The 16,986-nt window shown below is 65.7% G+C and carries 15 protein-coding genes; 10 read left to right on the top strand and 5 right to left on the bottom strand.

What is annotated here, in order from left to right; translation table 11 throughout:
- Positions 1–3 precede the first annotated feature (3 nt).
- The 7 genes from OCH7691_RS02335 to OCH7691_RS02365 are packed head-to-tail and all read left to right on the top strand — an operon-like array spanning position 4 to position 9,328.
- Complete coding sequence (locus tag OCH7691_RS02335) at positions 4–768, top strand: polysaccharide deacetylase family protein (protein ID WP_085881809.1); 765 nt, start codon at positions 4–6, stop codon at positions 766–768.
- Positions 758–1,321, top strand: a complete 564-nt coding sequence (locus tag OCH7691_RS02340; protein WP_139839488.1) for a hypothetical protein — start codon at positions 758–760, stop codon at positions 1,319–1,321. The genes OCH7691_RS02335 and OCH7691_RS02340 overlap by 11 nt, the downstream gene beginning before the upstream one ends.
- Positions 1,321–3,207: an ABC transporter ATP-binding protein gene (locus OCH7691_RS23735; protein ID WP_085881811.1), complete on the top strand. Its 1,887-nt coding sequence runs from the start codon at positions 1,321–1,323 to the stop codon at positions 3,205–3,207. The genes OCH7691_RS02340 and OCH7691_RS23735 overlap by 1 nt, the downstream gene beginning before the upstream one ends.
- Positions 3,204–5,126 carry an ABC transporter substrate-binding protein gene (locus OCH7691_RS02350; protein ID WP_085881812.1) on the top strand — a complete coding sequence of 641 codons (1,923 nt, stop codon included), beginning with the start codon at positions 3,204–3,206 and terminating at the stop codon, positions 5,124–5,126. The genes OCH7691_RS23735 and OCH7691_RS02350 overlap by 4 nt, the downstream gene beginning before the upstream one ends.
- 9 nt (positions 5,127–5,135) lie before the next feature.
- Entirely contained in the window at positions 5,136–7,100 is a 1,965-nt protein-coding gene (locus OCH7691_RS02355; protein WP_085881813.1) for an ABC transporter substrate-binding protein, read from the top strand.
- Between the two features lie 30 nt (positions 7,101–7,130).
- On the top strand, positions 7,131–8,159 hold the full coding sequence (locus OCH7691_RS02360; RefSeq protein WP_085881814.1) for an ABC transporter permease: 1,029 nt from the start codon (positions 7,131–7,133) through the stop codon (positions 8,157–8,159).
- A complete protein-coding gene (locus tag OCH7691_RS02365; RefSeq protein ID WP_085881815.1) occupies positions 8,156–9,328 on the top strand; it encodes an ABC transporter permease in 1,173 nt (390 codons plus the stop codon). Before OCH7691_RS02360 ends, OCH7691_RS02365 begins: the two co-directional genes overlap by 4 nt.
- 9 nt (positions 9,329–9,337) lie before the next feature.
- Here OCH7691_RS02365 and OCH7691_RS02370 read toward each other — a convergent pair whose 3' ends face one another.
- The 3 genes from OCH7691_RS02370 to OCH7691_RS02380 form a co-directional block, all read right to left on the bottom strand.
- Positions 9,338–10,687: an adenylate/guanylate cyclase domain-containing protein gene (locus OCH7691_RS02370; RefSeq protein ID WP_085881816.1), complete on the bottom strand. Its 1,350-nt coding sequence runs from the start codon at positions 10,685–10,687 to the stop codon at positions 9,338–9,340.
- A gap of 64 nt (positions 10,688–10,751) precedes the next feature.
- Positions 10,752–11,618: a class I SAM-dependent methyltransferase gene (locus tag OCH7691_RS02375; RefSeq protein WP_085881817.1), complete on the bottom strand. Its 867-nt coding sequence runs from the start codon at positions 11,616–11,618 to the stop codon at positions 10,752–10,754.
- An 18-nt stretch (positions 11,619–11,636) separates the two neighbouring features.
- Positions 11,637–12,473, bottom strand: a complete 837-nt coding sequence (locus tag OCH7691_RS02380) for an MBL fold metallo-hydrolase (protein WP_217807751.1) — start codon at positions 12,471–12,473, stop codon at positions 11,637–11,639.
- A 182-nt stretch (positions 12,474–12,655) separates the two neighbouring features.
- Between OCH7691_RS02380 and OCH7691_RS02385 the strand changes: the two genes are divergently transcribed.
- Positions 12,656–13,414 (top strand): enoyl-CoA hydratase/isomerase family protein, encoded by a 759-nt coding sequence (locus OCH7691_RS02385; RefSeq protein ID WP_085883453.1) that lies wholly within the window; start codon positions 12,656–12,658, stop codon positions 13,412–13,414.
- Positions 13,415–13,438: 24 nt separating this feature from the next.
- Here the strand turns inward: OCH7691_RS02385 and OCH7691_RS02390 are convergent, their stop codons facing one another.
- Complete coding sequence (locus tag OCH7691_RS02390; protein ID WP_085883454.1) at positions 13,439–14,128, bottom strand: response regulator transcription factor; 690 nt, start codon at positions 14,126–14,128, stop codon at positions 13,439–13,441.
- A 62-nt stretch (positions 14,129–14,190) separates the two neighbouring features.
- Positions 14,191–15,051, bottom strand: a complete 861-nt coding sequence (locus OCH7691_RS02395; protein WP_176244895.1) for an alpha/beta hydrolase — start codon at positions 15,049–15,051, stop codon at positions 14,191–14,193.
- Positions 15,052–15,161: 110 nt separating this feature from the next.
- Between OCH7691_RS02395 and ribA the strand changes: the two genes are divergently transcribed.
- Positions 15,162–16,286, top strand: a complete 1,125-nt coding sequence (ribA, locus tag OCH7691_RS02400) for a GTP cyclohydrolase II (RefSeq protein WP_085881819.1) — start codon at positions 15,162–15,164, stop codon at positions 16,284–16,286.
- 119 nt (positions 16,287–16,405) lie between these two features.
- Positions 16,406–16,948 (top strand): hypothetical protein, encoded by a 543-nt coding sequence (locus OCH7691_RS02405; RefSeq protein WP_085881820.1) that lies wholly within the window; start codon positions 16,406–16,408, stop codon positions 16,946–16,948.
- Positions 16,949–16,986: the final 38 nt, after the last annotated feature.

Consider the following 16,986-nt stretch of genomic DNA (forward strand, 5'->3'; position numbering starts at 1 on the left):
GAGATGGCTTTCGCGACCGTCGTCCTGGAGCTCGATCGCTGGCATGCTGCGGGACGGACGGCCGACTTCTGGTGGCGCGACGACGACGCGGTCGCGGCCGGTCCGGCCCTCGACCGGCTGAGCGCCCTGGCCCGGCGCGCAGGCGTTCCCCTGGCGCTTGCGGTCATCCCGGCGAATCTCGATGATTCGCTTGGCGCCGGCGAGGGCCAATACGTGCTCCAGCATGGCTACGCCCATGCCAATCACGCCGGCCCCGACGAGAAGAAGTGCGAGCTCGCCGCGAACCGGCCGGCCGACGCGGTGCTCGACGAGCTGTGCCGCGGCCGGGCGATCCTGGAACGGCGCTTCGGCGCGCGTTTCCTGAATGTCCTCGTGCCGCCCTGGAACCGCATCGCGGCGCCGCTTGCGGCCCGTCTCGGCGAGGCCGGCTACACCGGCCTGTCGACCTGGAAAGCGCGCCCGGCGGCCGTGCCCCTATCCGGCCTCGTGCAGGTCAATTGCCATGCCGACCCGGTGAACTGGCGCGGTGGCCGGGGCTATCTCGGCGACCAGGCCTTCGCCCTGCAGATCGCCGACCATCTGGCGGCGCGGCGCGAAGGGCGGGCCGATCCGGGCGAGCCGACCGGCATCCTCAGCCACCACCTGGCAATGGACGAGGCGACGTGGGGCGGCCTCGAACGACTGCTCGAACTGCTCGCCGGACATCCGGCGGCGCGTGCCCGCGACGCCGCTTCGCTGTTCGGTCCGGACCCGTCCGATGCAACCTGAGACTGCGACCGGGACCAGTGTCTATCGGTATGGCCGAAAGGCCCTGCTGCGCGACTATCGAAATGCCGGATTCGGGCTGTTTGCGACGGGTGCGCCGCTCTTGTTAGCAAATCCGTCATCTGTCATGGTTTATGTACTTGGTGCGCTGGCGGCCCTGTTCGCCGGCTACGGGGTGCGCGTGATCCATCGACAAGTGAGCGAAATCGTCATCGACGATTCGGCAATAAGGGTTCGCGGCCTCCTGGGAGGACAACTGGACTGGGAGGAACTCGACGATATCCGGCTGCGCTACTATTCGACGCGACGGGATCGAAGCCACGGCTGGATGGAGCTTGTGCTCCACGGTCAAGGGCGGCGTATCCGCGTGGAATCCAGTATCGATGACTTCGATCGGCTCGTCGTGCGCGCAACCCGTGAAGCCCTCTCGCGCGACGTCATCCCAGACGCCAGCACGATGATGAATTTCAAGGCGCTGGATCTGGATCTCGGTCTCGATATCGAGGTCACCGAGACCCGCCGACGCTCCCGCAGCGCGTCGAAAGAAACGGAATAATGGCAAACGTCCTGCTCATTCGCGATCTCAAGGTCGAATTCCACGTCGCCGAAGGCGTCATTCGTGCCGTCGACGGCGTGTCCTTCCGGATACCGGAGGGCAAGACCGTGGCGCTGGTCGGCGAGTCCGGCTCCGGCAAGTCGGTGGTCAGCCAGTCGATCATGGGGATCCTGCCGAAACCGGCCAATATCGCCGGCGGCGAGATCCTCTATTTCGACCCGACCGCCCAGGGCCGCTTCGTCGATATCGCCAAGCTGAAGCCCGCCGGCAAGGAAATGCGGGGCATTCGCGGCCACCATATCTCGATCATCTTCCAGGAGCCGATGACCTCGCTGTCGCCGCTCCATACGGTCGGCAACCAGATTACCGAGGCGCTGCGGCTGCACCGCGACGTCAGCGACGCGCAGGCCAACGAGATCACCGCCGAGATGCTGCAGCATGTCGGTTTTCCCAATCCGAAGGCGGCCCTGCACACCTATCCGTTCGAGCTTTCCGGCGGCCTTCGACAGCGCGCGATGATCGCCATGGCGCTGATCTGCCGGCCCGCCCTGCTGATCGCCGACGAACCGACGACGGCACTCGACGTCACCATCCAGGCGCAGATCCTCAAGCTGATGAAGGACCTGCAATCGGAACTCGGGATGGCCATCCTGATGATCACCCACGACCTCGGCGTGGTCGCCAACATGGCCGACGAGATCGTCGTCATGTATCACGGCAAGGTGATGGAGCAGGGCACGCTCGACGACATCTTCCGCCACGCCGAGCATCCCTACCTGAAGGCGTTGCTGCATGCCGTGCCGCGTTTCGACATGGCGCCGGGTGAGCGCCTGGTACCGATCCGCGAGATCGAGACCAAAATCGGATCGACCTACAGCCGTCCCGACGCCTGGCCGGAGGGTGCCGCCGACCGGCCGCTGCTTTCGGTCAGCAACCTGACCAAGCGCTTCGTCACCCGGAAGAACACCATCTTCGGCTCGAAGCCCGGCGGCGAGGTGCTGGCAGTCGACGACGTGAGCTTCGCCGTCAATCGCGGCGAATGCCTGGGGCTGGTCGGTGAATCGGGCTGCGGCAAGACCACGACCTCGAAGATCATCATGCGGGCGCTGTCGCCGAGCAGCGGCGAGGTCACCTTCAACGACCGCGGCGAGATGGTCGATGTCCTGGCCCTCAAGGGCGACGCGCTGTTCGACTATCGCCGCAAGGTGCAGTTCATTTTCCAGGACCCGTTCTCGTCGCTCAATCCGCGCATGACGGTCTACGACATCATCCTGGAGCCGCTGATCATCCACAAGATCGGGACTCCGGAAGAGCGCGATATTCGGGTCCGCGACCTGATGACCATGGTCGGCCTCGATGTCCGTTTCCTGCGCCGCTACCCGCACTCCTTCTCCGGCGGACAGCGCCAGCGGATCGGCATCGCCAGGGCGCTCGCGCTGCATCCGGAACTGCTGATCTGCGACGAGCCGGTTTCCGCCCTCGACGTTTCGATCCAGGCCCAGGTACTGAACCTCCTGAAGGATCTCCAGGCCGAGCTCGGCCTGACCTACCTGTTCATCTCCCACAATCTGGCGGTGGTCGACTATATCGCCGACCGGATCGCGGTCATGTGCGCCGGCCGGCTGGTCGAGGTCGCGCCCCGCGATCTGCTGTTCCGCAACCCCGTGCATCCCTACACGCAGGCGCTGCTCTCGGCGGTCCCGAAACCGGACCCGGGCGCCCGGCTCGACCTGAGCGCACTGATGGAAGGCAAGGCCTCGATCCCCTCCGCCTGGCCGGCGCCGTTCACCGTCGACGGCCGCACCCGGCCGGTTCTGCACGACCTCGGCGACGGCCATTTCGTCCGCGCCGCGCCCGATATTGAAGCGATGGAGTTGGCGTCATGACCCAGCCTCCCGCCCGGACCGGTAACCGCGTCTTCACCCTCGCCGCACTGTTCCTTGCCGCGGCCGCCGCGCTCGCCAGCCCGGCGCAGGCCTACAGGGAACCGCCCAGCCTGGCGGAAAAGGTCGCTGCCGGCGAATTGCCGCCGATCGACAATCGGTTGCCCGCGGAGCCGCGCATCATCGACATGACGGCCAGCGGCCAGGTCGAAGGCCGCTATGGCGGCGATCTCAACACCATCATCGGCCGGGCCCGCGACGTGCGGCTGATGATGGTCTACGGCTATGCCCGGCTGGTCCAGTATGACGAGAATTTCCGGTTCGTCGCCGATCTCGTCCGTGAGGTCGATGTCGAACAGGGCCGGATCTTCACCTTCCATCTGCGCAAGGGCCACAAATGGTCGGACGGCGAGCCCTTCACCTCGGAAGACTTCCGCTACTGGTGGGAGGATGTCGCCAACAACGAGGAACTGTCGCCTGCCGGGCCGCCGGCGGTACTGCTGGTCGAGGGCGAACTGCCGACGGTCGAGTTCCCCGACCCCGAGACCGTGCGCTACAGCTGGTCGCGGCCCAATCCCGATTTCCTGCCGGCCATCGCCAACGCCGCGCCGCTGCTGATCTACCGCCCCGCGCATTATCTGAAGCAGTACCACAAGAACTACATGGATCTGGCCGGCATGTCGAAGATGCAGCAGATCCGCGTCCGCTCCTGGGCGGCGCAACACAACCAGCTCGACAATCTCTACAAGTTCGACAATCCGTCGCTGCCGACCCTGCAGCCCTGGATGAACACGACCGAACCGCCGGCAACCCGCTTCGTAGGCGAGCGCAACCCGTATTTCCACCGGGTCGACAAGAACGGCCACCAGCTGCCCTATATCGACCGCCTGATCTTCCATACCTCGGATACCAAGCTGGTGCCGCCTAAGGCTGCCGCCGGCGAGGCGGACCTGCAGGCCCGCTACCTCTACCTCAGCGACATCACCTTCCTGCGCGAGAACGAGGAGCGCTCCGGCTACCGGACCCTGCTCTGGCATACCGTGAGCGGCGCCCATCTGGCGCTCTTTCCCAATCTGACCTGCGAGGATCCGGTCTGGCATAGCCTGTTCAGGGACGTCCGCTTCCGGCGCGCCCTGTCGCTCGGCATCGACCGGAGCGAGATCAACGAGGCGCTGTTCTTCGGCCTCGCGATCGAGGGCAACAATACCGTCCAGCCGGCAAGCCCGCTCTACGAAGACAGGTACACGACGACCTGGGCAACCCACGACAGCAAGCGCGCGAATGCGCTTCTGGACGAGATCGGACTGACCACCCGGGACGGGGACGGCATCCGCAAGCTCCCCGACGGGCGTCCACTTGAGATCATCGTCGAGACCGCCGGGGAGAGCCCGGAGCAGAGCGATGTCCTCGAGCTGATCGGCGCGAGCTGGCGCAAGATCGGCGTCAAGCTGTTCACCAAGCCGTCGCAACGTGACGCGCTCCGCAACCGGGTGTTCTCCGGCGAGGCCATGATGACCATCTGGTCCGGTTTCGAGAACGGTGTCCCCAATGCGGATACCAGCCCGCGGGAACTCGCGCCGACCTCGCAGCAGCAGTATCAGTGGCCCAAATGGGGTCAGTATCACGAGACCAAGGGCGCGGCCGGTGAACCGCCGGACCTGCCGGAGGCGGTGGCGCTCGACCAGCTTTACCGCGACTGGTACGCGGCCGGCGATGAAGCGTCCCGGACCGCGATCTGGCACGAGATGCTGGACATTCATGTCGAGCAGCAATTCACGATCGGCATCGTCAGTGGCGTCGTCCAGCCGGTCGTCGTCCGGAACGGACTCCGGAACGTCCCCGAGGAAGGCATTTACAACTGGGACCCGGGGGCACTTTTCGGGATATACGGCATCGATCGTTTCTGGTTCGACAAGGGCTGATCGGTACGTATGTCTTTCCAACGCAACTCCGTTTTCCCGGGCCTGCGCCCGGCACGCGTCATTGTTGGCGCGATCGCGCTGGTACTCGGCTGCACGAATGTCACGGCCGCCGCCCGCGCGGCCGATTATCTCGAACCGCCGCTGTTCGCCGAGCGGGTAGCCGCCGGCGAACTGCCACCTGTCGCAGCGCGGCTGCCCGACATGCCGAGCGTGGCCGCGATCGACGGGCCGGGACGGGAACCCGGGCAATATGGCGGCACGCTGCGCATGCTGGCGCCAACTGCTCGTGACATCCGCCTGCTGGCGGTCTACGGCTATGCGCGGCTGGTCGCCTACAACGAGCAGCTCGAACTGGTGCCGGACCTTCTCGAAGCGGTCGAAGTCAAGGAAGGCCGCCGCTTCACCTTCCGGCTCCGGGCCAACCATCGCTGGTCCGACGGGCATCCCTTCACGACCGAGGACTTCCGCTACTGGTGGGAGGACGTCGCCGGCAACAGGACGCTGTCGCCGGCCGGCCCGCCGCGCGAACTGGCCCCGGACGGCAAGCTGCCGCAGTTCGAGGTGATCGACGACCGCACGGTACGCTTCACCTGGCCGGCGCCCAATCCGTATTTCCTGCCGGCCCTGGCCGGCGCGGCACCGCTGTTCATCTACCGGCCGGCACACTACCTGAAGCAGTTCCATGTCCGCTACGCGGCGCCGGAGGCGCTGGCCAGGGCGGTCTCGGAGGCACGCACGCACAACTGGGCGGCGCTGCATAACCGCTACGACAATCTCTACAAGTTCGACAACCCGGCCCTGCCGACCCTGCAACCCTGGCGCAACACCACGGCCTCCCCGGCTACTCGTTTCGTGGCCGAACGGAATCCCTATTTCCATAGGGTGGACGAGGCCGGCCACCAGCTGCCCTACATCGACAGAGTGATCGTGACGATCTCCGAGGGCAACCTGATCCCGCCGCGCACCAGCGCCGGGGAGGCCGATCTGCAGGCCCGCGGCCTGAGCTTCAAGGACATCACCTTCCTGAAGGAGAACGAGGAGCGTTCGGGTTACGACACGCTGCTCTGGCCTACCGCGCGCGGCGCGCACCGGGCCCTCTTTCCCAACCTGAACAACGGCGACCCGGCATTCCGCAAGCTGTTCCGGGATGTCCGCTTTCGCCGCGCGCTGTCGCTCGCCATCGATCGCGAGCTGATCAACGAGGCGCTCTACTTCGGCGTCGCGCTGCAGGCCAACAACGGCGTCCTGCCGCAGAGCCCGCTTTACGACCCCGAGGTTGCCTCCGAATGGACGACGTTCGATCCGGCGCGTGCCTCGGCGCTGCTTGACGAGCTCGGCCTCGACAAGCGCGGCGGCGACGGCATCCGCCTGCTTCCCGACGGGCGGCCGCTCAACCTGATCGTCGAGAGCGCCGGCGAGGGATCGGAGGAAAGCGACCTGCTGGAGCTCGTCGGCACGACCTGGGCCGAAGTCGGCATCAAGCTGTTCATCAAGCCGCAACAGCGCGCCAATTTCCGCAACCGGGTCTTTTCCGGCGCGACCCAGGTCTCGATCTGGTCGGGCTTCGAGAACGGCATTCCGACGGCGGAAATGAGCCCCGACGAACTGGCGCCGACCAGCCAGCAGCAATATCAGTGGCCGAAATGGGGGCAGTATTACGAGACCCGCGGCGCCAGCGGCGAAGCGCCGGATCTCGAGGCGGCGACACATCTGCTGGCGCTCAACGCAGCCTGGCGGGTAGCGACGGAACAGTCCGAACGGGCGAAGATCTGGCGGGAAATGCTGTCGATCCACGCCGAGCAGCAATTCGCGATCAGCCTGATCAGCGGCGTGCTGCAGCCGGTCGTGGTCCGCCGCGGCCTGATGAATGTGCCGACGGATGCGGTCTATAACTGGGATCCCGGCGCCCATTTCGGCATCTACCGACCCGATACCTTCTGGTTCGCCGGTGACGATGCGGCCGGGAAAGAGTAGCGTCGCCAAGGAAAGCGGACCGAGCGAGCCATGTTCAGTTACCTGATCCATCGATTGTTGATCATGATCCCGACGCTGCTGGTCATCAGCGTCCTGGTCTTCGTGATCATCCAGCTGCCGCCGGGCGACTTCCTGAGCAACCAGATGGACGAGCTCAAGGCGCAGGGCGAATCGGCCGCGGCACTGGCCAAGATCGAGTTCTACCGGGAGCTCTACAGCCTCGACAAACCGCTGATCCAGCAATACGCGATCTGGATGGGCTTCATGCCGGGGCCGGAAGGCTATGCCGGCATGCTGCAGGGCGAATGGGGGATGTCGTTCGAGCACAACCTGCCGGTCAGCGAGGTCATCGGCGACCGCATGGCGCTGACCATGCTGCTTAATTTCTCGACCATCATCTTCATCTATATCGTCGCCTTCCCGATCGGGGTCTATTCGGCGACCCGGCAATATTCGGTTGGCGATTACGGGTTCACCTTCATTGGCTATATCGGCCTGGCAACCCCGAATTTCCTGCTCGGCCTCGTCCTGCTCTACTATTTCAATGTCTATTTCGGGATTTCGATCGGCGGCCTGATGGACCCGGAATATCTCGATCAGCCGTGGAGCTGGGGCAAGGTGCAGTCGATCGTCGAGCATCTCGCGGTGCCGGTGATCGTGATCGGCACCGCCGGCACGGCGGCGATGATCCGCAAGCTCCGCGCCAACCTGCTCGATGAGCTGCAGAAGCAGTATGTCGTCACCGCGCGGGCCAAGGGGCTCGGCACCACCCGGCTGCTGATCAAGTATCCGATCCGGATGGCCCTCAATCCGTTCGTCGCCGACATCGGCAACCTGATCCCGTCGGTGGTTTCGGGCTCGGTCATCGTCTCGGCGGTGCTCAGCCTGCCGACCGTGGGCCCGACCCTGCTCGACGCGCTCAGGAGCCAGGACCAGTACCTGGCCGGCTCCTTCCTGATGTTCCTGGCGCTGCTCACCGTCGTCGGCGTCTTCATATCGGATCTGCTGCTCGCCATGCTCGATCCGCGTATCCGGCTTGGCGGAGGAACAGGGCGATGAGCGTGACCGAACAGCCCGAACGCCGCCTGAAGCACTGGGTCAACCGCGACCCGTTCGATCCCAATTCGGTCGATTCGCTTTCGGCCGAGCAGGAACGCTTCTACATGGCGTCGCAGTGGCGGATGATGTGGTGGAAGTTCCGCCGCCACAAGCTCGGCGTGATCAGCGCGGTGGTGCTGGCAATCTTCTACCTGTCCACGCTGTTCAGCGAGGCCATTGCGCCTTACGACCTGCACAGCCGCGACGCCAAGCATATCTACGCGCCGCCGCAGGCGATCCACTTGTTCCACGAGGGCGAGTTCGTCGGTCCCTTCGTCTATGGCTACAAGCGGACCCTGAACACCAAGACCTTCAAGCGCGAATACACCGACGACCCGAGCAAGGTGCAGCCGCTGCGCTTCTTCTGCCTCGGCGATTCCTACGAGTTCTGGGGTGCCATACCGGGCTCCTTCCATCTGGTCTGCCCGGCCGAGGGCGGTAATTTCTTCCTGATGGGGACCGACCGCCTCGGCCGCGACATCTTTTCGCGGGTTGTCTACGGCGCGCGGATCTCGCTCACAATCGGGCTGATCGGGATCGCCATCTCGTTCATCATCGGCATCGTGCTGGGCGGGATTTCCGGCTATTACGGCGGCTGGATCGACAGCGTCGTCCAGCGGCTGATCGAGATCATGCGGTCGCTCCCGGAACTGCCGCTCTGGCTTGCCCTGTCCGCCGCCCTGCCTGTGACCTGGTCGCCGATCATGGTCTTCTTCGGCCTCACGATCATCCTCGGCCTGCTCGACTGGCCCGGCCTCGCGCGCGCTGTCCGCTCGAAGCTGCTGGCGCTCCGCGAGGAGGATTTCTGCGTGGCCGCAGAACTCATGGGGGCGAGCACCGGCCGGGTCATCGGCCGCCATCTGCTGCCCTCCTTCGCCTCGCACCTGATTGCCTCGGCGACGCTGTCGATCCCGAGCATGATCCTCGGCGAGACCGCGCTTTCCTTCCTCGGCCTCGGGCTCCGGCCGCCGATCACCTCGTGGGGCGTGCTGCTGAACGAGGCACAGGATATCAACGCCGTGGCGGTCTTCCCCTGGCTGATGTTCCCGGCCCTGCCGGTCCTGCTGATCGTGCTCGCCTTCAACTTCTTCGGCGATGGGCTTCGCGACGCGGCCGATCCCTACAAGTAGCGTCGACGTTCAGCCGACGAAGGCGACGAGGTCGCGGGTCTCGGCCGTGCCGGGAACATTGACCGCCCGGCGTTCGTCGAGGGCGCGGGTCGGCAAGTAGCCCTGGGCTCGGGCAAGATCGAGCGCCTCCGCCGTGACGAGCGCGCGGACACCATCATTGCGGGCCTGCGCGTCGAGTTTGACGGCGAGATTGACCGGATCGCCAATGACGGTGAATTCGAGCCGGCTTTCGTCGCCGATCGCGCCGAAGACGACGGTCCCGGCGGTGACCGTGAAGCGAAGCACGAGCGGCGTTAGCCCGCGCGCTTCCCGTTCCCTCCGCCAGTCTTCGGCCGCGCCAAGCAGCGATTCCACTGCCCGCAAGGCGTCCGCGGCATAGCTGCCGGTTGCCATGGCCGCGCCGAAGCTCACCAGGATGCCGTCGCCGATGAACTTGTCGACCGATCCGCCGTGGCCCTGGATGACCGGCACCATGCGGGCCTCGTAATCGGCCAGCAGCCGCATCAGGTCGTTCGGCGAAAGCTGCCTCGACAACCGGGTGAAACCCTGGATGTCGCAATGCAGGATCGCCGCGTCGCGCAGTTCTCCCTCGCCGGGACGAAGCGGTTCGGCCGATCCGGTGATCGCCAACGCCACCTCGGGCGCGAAGAAGCGCGACAGTTCGGCCGCCGCCGCCGCCTCCTTTGCCGAGCGGACCAGCAGCGACCGGGCTCTCAGGATCACCACCGCGACGATCAGCGTGACCAGCGCGATCGGGATCATCTTGTCGATCTCCGCCCCGATCAGGAGCTTGTGGGTCAGCGTGTATTCGACGAAGTCGCGCGTGATCAGGTCGCCCACCATTGCCTCGCGGAGCGCGTAGAGGACCAGGACCAGCCAACCGGCGAGCGCCGCGACGCCGGCCAGCACGACGTAGCGGGCCTCGAAGCGGAGCGCCCCGAGGGCGATGAAGATGAAGACATAGAGCAGCGTCGTCGCCCGCAGGTAGAAGCCCGGCGGTTGCTCGTACTGCAGATGGTAGCTCCAGATCAGCAGCATCAGCAGCGTGACTTCCGCGATGGTTGCCAGCGCGATGAACCAGCCGGCCGGCCGGGCGCGCCGGACGATCAGATAACGGATGGCGGCGAAGGCGAAATAGATGGCGAGGACATAGGGCACCGGCTCCAGCATCACGTCGCCGGAAAAGCCCTTCGGCGTGAAGGTATAGAGAGCCGCGAAAACGGCGACGATCAGCAGGTGAGCCCAGGCGATGATCCGCTCAGACTGGGCCTGCTGTTCCTCGATTACGCGCTGCACGCGTGCCGGAAGAGCCCGCGTCCGGGTGACCGAGAAGAAGCGTCGCCTGAGTTCCTGCCACATGGCGGAACTCTATCACCTCGCGCGATCACCGCGTTTGAAATGGACGTGAACGGCCAACCGAACCTCAGGCGATCGCCGGCGCCCGCTTGCGCAGCCAGAGGCTGGATTCCAGCGCACCCTCCAGCAGCGGGATCCGCCCGGCCGGGCGCGCCGCGAGCGCCCCGCCCATCCGTGACCGGACATAGTGACTGGCAAAGACGAGATCGAAGCCGCCGCCCGCGAGCAGCGGCGCCACGCCCTGTTGCTCGTTGTAGCCGCGCCAGGCCCAGGCGGGCGGATAATCATCGGGCAGAAAGATGTCGTGGACATGCAGGATCAGCCCGGCCGGTAGTGTGGGCAGAACCTCGTTGAGCAGCAGATCGACATCGCTGCCCGGCATCAGGATATGGCTCGAATCGATGAACAGCAGATCGCCCGACTGGAGCGCCGCGAGCGGCGTCCGGTCGGCGGCGTGGATCGTTTCCCGGCGTACCTCGATCGGCAACGTCCCGATCGCCGCCCGGGGCGCCGGATCGATCGCCGTGAAGGCGCAGTCGAAACCGCCATCGGCAATTGCCCGGGCGAGGAAACGGGTCGAATGCCCCGAGCCGATCTCGACCGCGCGGCGCGGCCGCAAGCGCCGCATCAGCGCATAGGCCGCGGCACCGTCCAGGCCCGGGAACCAGTCCTGTCGCCAGCGTGGCTCGGGCGGGGGCGCGCTGCCGAAACCGCCGAGCACGGCCTCATGACCGTCGATCTCGTCGAGGATCTCGGTGAAGGCCGGCTCGGCAGCGCGAAACAGCCGCTCGAGCGCCGCATAGGGCCCCGCTTCGCCCGCGGCCGGCAGGCCGCCCGCATAGCGGTAGGGAATGAAATAGCCCTGTCGGCCGAGACCGGTCAGGGTCATCAGGCCCATGCGCAAACGCCGCGCCGCGATCCTCCAGTCGCCCATGTCGGAATCCTGACTCTCTCAAGGTCTGAGCACGAGACCTTCACGGGCGACGATCGAACCCGGACGCCTGGCCTCCAGAGCCTCGGCGATCCCGTCCATGAAGGTATCGTCGTGGTCCGGGTCGTGATGGAAGGCGACGAAGGTCTTCACGCCGGCGGCATCAGCGAGCCGGACCCCCTCCTGCCAGGTGGAATGGCCCCAGCCGATCTTCGGCTTGAAGGTCTCGTCGGTATACATGCTGTCGTAGATCACGATATCGGCGCCCTCGATGAGGGCAAGGATCCGCGGATCGGGATGGCCGAGCACATGTTCGGTGTCGGTCAGGTAGCAGATCGACTTGCCCTGGAACTCGACGCGATAGCCGGTCGCCCCGTCCGGGTGGTTGAGGCGCGCGGTGCGCACCGTGATCCCGGGCTTGGGCTCGACCGTTTCCCCGGCGTGAAAATCCCGGAAGGCGATATCCGCCTGCAGGATCTCGATCGGCACCGGAAACAGCGGCGCCATCATCAGCTCCTTCAGGACCCGCTTCAGCGTCAGGCGGGGCAGCAGATGGCCGCTCCAGAAGCGGAAACTGTTCCCCGGCACGAAGAAGGGCACGAAAAACGGAATGCCGCAGACATGGTCGAAATGGGTATGGGTCAGGAACAGGTCGATATCGACCGGACCGCCGCGACGCATCAGGTCGTTGCCGAGGTAGCGCATGCCGGAACCGGCATCGAACATGAGGATGTGATCGCCACAGCGGATTTCCAGCGACGAGGTGTTGCCGCCATACTTGCAGACATTCGGAGCGCTGCACGCGATCGAACCGCGGACACCCCAGAAGCGCACATGGAAATCTTCGGTCGCGGTCAACGCGCCCCCCGTTCCTTTTTCATACAATCGCCCAGCTAACCAATTACACGAAGCGCGTCGCACATGGTTATGAACCGGATCACAATGGGCGGTATCGACCTGGATCGCAATCGACTAGGATCCGCCGCGATCGCCCTGCCGGCATGCTCGGGCCGCCACGACAATACAAGCATTGGGACATCATGACCGCCAGCCATCTTCTCAACCATACGGGAAATCGCGTCACGCTGACGCTCAACCGGCCGGAACGGCATAACCTGCTGCAACTTGCCGACCTCACAGCGCTCACGGCAACCTTCGACGACCTCGCCGCACGCGACGATGTCCGCGTCCTCGTGCTGACCGGCGCCGGTGATCGCAGTTTCTGCGCCGGGGTCGATCTTGACGGGCTCGGCGACTATGATTTCGACGACAATCCGCTGGAAAAACTCACCGACCGGCTCGAAAGCCTGCCGTTTCCGACGATCTGCGCACTCAACGGCGGGGTCTACGGCGGCGGCTCGGACCTGGCCCTGGCCTGCGACTTCCGCGTCGGTGTGGACAGCATGCGCTGCTTCGTACCGCCGGCCCGCTTCGGCATCCACTATCACCCGGCCGGCCTGCAACGGATGGTGACGCGACTCGGCCTCGGGCCGGCAAAGCGTCTCCTGCTTGCCGCCGAAACGATGGAAGCGGACGAATTGCTGCGGATCGGCTTCGTCGACCAGCTCGTACCCGCCACCGATCTCGAACTTCGCGTCGACACGATGGCCAACGAGATAGCCGGGCTCGCTCCGCTCGCGGTCAGCGGCATGAAGGCCGCGCTGAACGAGATCGCCCGCGGCACGCTCGACCGGGCGGCGGCGCTGGAGCGATTGCGCGCCTGCATGCAAAGCGCCGATTTTGCCGAAGGCCGGCAGGCCCGGGCGGAGAAGCGCAAGCCGGTCTTCCGGGGCCGCTGAGCGACAGGCCGCCTCGTCCGCCCCTCAGGGCGAGAGCCGGTAGCCCCCGGGCTCGGTCAGCAGCAGTTCCGAATTGGTAGGATCCTGCTCGATCTTCTGGCGCAGCCGGTAGATATGGGTTTCCAGCGTGTGCGTGGTGACACCCGCGTTGTAGCCCCAGACCTCGTTCAGCAGGACGTCCCGGGTCACGACCTTGTCGCCGGAACGATAGAGATACTTCAGGATCGCGGTTTCCTTCTCGGTCAACCGGACCTTCTGGTTGGTGTCGTTGTGCAGCAACAGCTTGGCGCTTGGCTTGAAGGTGTAGGGACCGATCCCGAAAACCGCGTCCTCGCTCTGTTCGTGCTGGCGCAGCTGAGCGCGGATCCGGGCCAGCAGGACGCCGATCCGGAATGGCTTGGTGACATAGTCGTTCGCACCGGATTCCAGCCCGAGAATCGTGTCCGCGTCGCTTTCCAGCGCGGTCAGCAGGATGATCGGCGCCTTCACGCCGTTCCGCCGCATCAGCTTGCAGACCTCCCGCCCGTCCATGTCCGGCAGGCCGACATCGAGCAGCACGAGGTCGCAATGCTCGTGCCGCGCCATCTCCAGACCGGCACCGCCGGTCCCGGCACAGGCCGTGCTGAATTCCTCGTGCAGCTCCAGCTGTTCGGCGAGCGAGGTCCGCAATGCCTCGTCGTCATCGATCAGCAGGATCTTCTTGCTGCCACTTATGGTGCCCCGGATCGCCGTCAAGCTGTCCCCCTTCAGGTCTTTTTCGGTCGTCCGACCAACGATCAAGCGGAAATTTGCCCGATCACGGCTCGATTCAAGAGACTATCCGGCCTGGCAAGCTCGTCTATCACCGAGAAGTGATGATAGCCGGGCATCTCCAGGATGTCGACGCGACGGCCCGCAGCGCGCCAGACGCGCACGAATTCGGCCTGCTGGCGGTGATATTCGTCGGTTTCGAGGCCGCCGGTCGTGACGATCAACGGCGCGTTGCCGTGGCTGGCAAGATGGAGCGGGCTGTTCTCCGCCGCCGCCGCCGCGTCGAGCCCGAGCTTCTCGTTCAGATAGCAGAGACGGATCGGCTCCAGGTCATAGATCCCCGAGATCGAGGTTCCCGCCTTGACCAGATCCGCCGGCAGGTCCGGATCCAGCCGACTCCAGTCGGTCGCGCAGACCATCGCGGTCAGATGGCCGCCGGCCGAATGGCCCGACACGGTGATCCGCGCCGGGTCGCCGCCGAATCCGGCGATATTCTGCCAGACCCAGATCAGCGCCGCGCGCACCTGGCGGACGATCTCGCCGACGCCGACCAGCGGTGCCAGGTCATAATTCACGACCACGGTCGTCACCCCGGCCGGGACCAGCCCGTCGGCCACGTAGTCGAAGTCGCTCTTGTCCATGCTCTGCCAGTAGCCGCCATGGATGAAGACATGGACCGGCGCCGGGCCATCGCCGGCGGTGAAGATGTCGAGCTTCTCGCCCGGCCGTGGCCCGTAGGGGATGTCCAGCTTTCCTGGCAGGCGTTCCCGCGTCAGCGCGCTCTTGCGGGCATATCCGTCGAAGAAGGTCTGGAAATCGGGGACACGGGGCCTCAGGAAATACTGCCCGTCGAGCCCTTCCCGATCATATTCGCCATATAGCGCCATCCCGTGATCCCCCGTTCGCCCGTCGCCCGCTTGGGCTGGCCTTTTGCCGCGCCACCAACTACTTATCTGGTGTCTCGGACATAATTCCACCCGTTTCATAATCGGTGCCCATGGGCGAAAGCAAGGAGAGCCTCCAGACGCTCGAACGTGCGCAGCGGCGAGTTGACCGCGCCGTCGCCGAGCTTCGACGGCGAATGCCGGTGATCGTCCGCGGGCCGGACGGCGACTGGCTGGCACGCGCCGCCGAGCTGCTCGACGACCGCGGCATCGAGCGGTTCGCCGAATGGGTCGGCGAGACCCCGAAGCTCGCCCTGACCGAACATCGCGCCGCGATCCTGCATGTCCGCCCTACCGGCGACAGGGCGATCCTGCTGCCGTTGCGACGCTGGATGGACGCCGGCATGCTGCGCCAACTCGCCGACCCCGCCTTCGATCTCGCCAGTCCCGGACGCGGCCCGCTCGACAGGGTGATGGCGCCGGCCCCGGCGGCGGTTCATGGCGCGATCAAGCTCTGCAAGCTCGGCCGCCTGTTGCCGGCGGCACTGGTCGCCCCGATCCCCGGCGACCCGGCGACGCTCGCCGCGAAGGAAGATCTGCTGACCGTCGATGTCCGGGATATCGAAGGCTACGAGGACACCACGGCGGCGCTGCTCGAGCCGGTCGCGCGCGCGCATGTGCCGCTCGCCGATATCGAGAACTGCCGGATCCAGGCATTCCGCCCGACCGACGGCGGCATCGAGCATCTTGCACTCCTCATCGGCGACCCCAAGCCGCATGAACCCGTCCTCGTCCGGCTCCATTCGGAATGCTTCACAGGCGACCTGCTCGGCTCGCTGAAATGCGATTGCGGCGAGCAGCTGCGCGGCGCGATCCGGATCATCCAGGCCGATCCGAAGGGCGGCATCCTGCTCTACCTGGCCCAGGAAGGACGCGGCATCGGCCTGGTCAACAAGTTGCGCGCCTATCGCCTGCAGGAACAGGGCTTCGACACCGTCGATGCCAACGAACGCCTCGGTTTCGACGCCGACGAACGGCTCTTCCGGCCAGCCGCGGAAATGCTGAAACGTCTTGGCTTCACCGCGATCCGCCTGCTCACCAACAATCCCGAGAAGATCGAGGGCCTGGCACGTCACGGCATCACCGTGACCGATCGGGTCGCCCATGCCTTTCCCGCCAACAGCCACAACGAGGACTACCTGGCGACCAAGCGGAAACGCAGCGGCCATTATCTCTGACCGGCGAAATCTGCCGGGCAGCATTTCCCCGGCAACCGAAGGCGGCCGTCAAAAGTCGCGCAACTCCGGGCTTTCCGGGTGGCATGTCCCTTGCTTCATGATTGGCGAAAGGGGCACGGATGGCGACGGAAGTCTACGGATCGTTGTACCAGCAGGATCGCGACTGGGTCGCGCCGCGGGGTCAGACCCGCGCGGCACATGATGCCGCGCGCGTCGGCGATTCCGCCGAAGTCAGCCGCGCCACGCCCGAGAACGATACGGTCAAGACCGCCACGGCCGACGAATTCACCTTCGGCGACCTGATCGACATCATCAATCCGCTCCAGCATATCCCCGTCATATCCTCGATCTATCGCGAGCTCACCGGCGACGAGATACGCCCGGTCGCGCGGATCATTGGCGACGGCATCTATGGCGGCCCGATCGGCCTCGCCGGCAGCGTCGCCAATGCCATGCTCGAGGAGCACAGTGGCAGAGACGTGATGGGGCACGCGATGGCACTGGTCTTCGACGATGGCGCCCTGTCCGGCACCGTCGTCGCCGAACGGACGCCGGACCCGGCGCGCAGCGCGGAAGTCTACCAGCGAGCCCAGTCGCTCGCCCTGCCGGCGTCGGCGGATCCGGACCCCCGCCCGTTATCGTTCCATGGCGTCAGCCGATAGCGGCTGACGCCGGACCGCTTCTTGCGCTATCACTCGGC

This window comes from Oceanibacterium hippocampi (genome assembly GCF_900172325.1).
GTDB lineage: Bacteria > Pseudomonadota > Alphaproteobacteria > Sneathiellales > Sneathiellaceae > Oceanibacterium > Oceanibacterium hippocampi.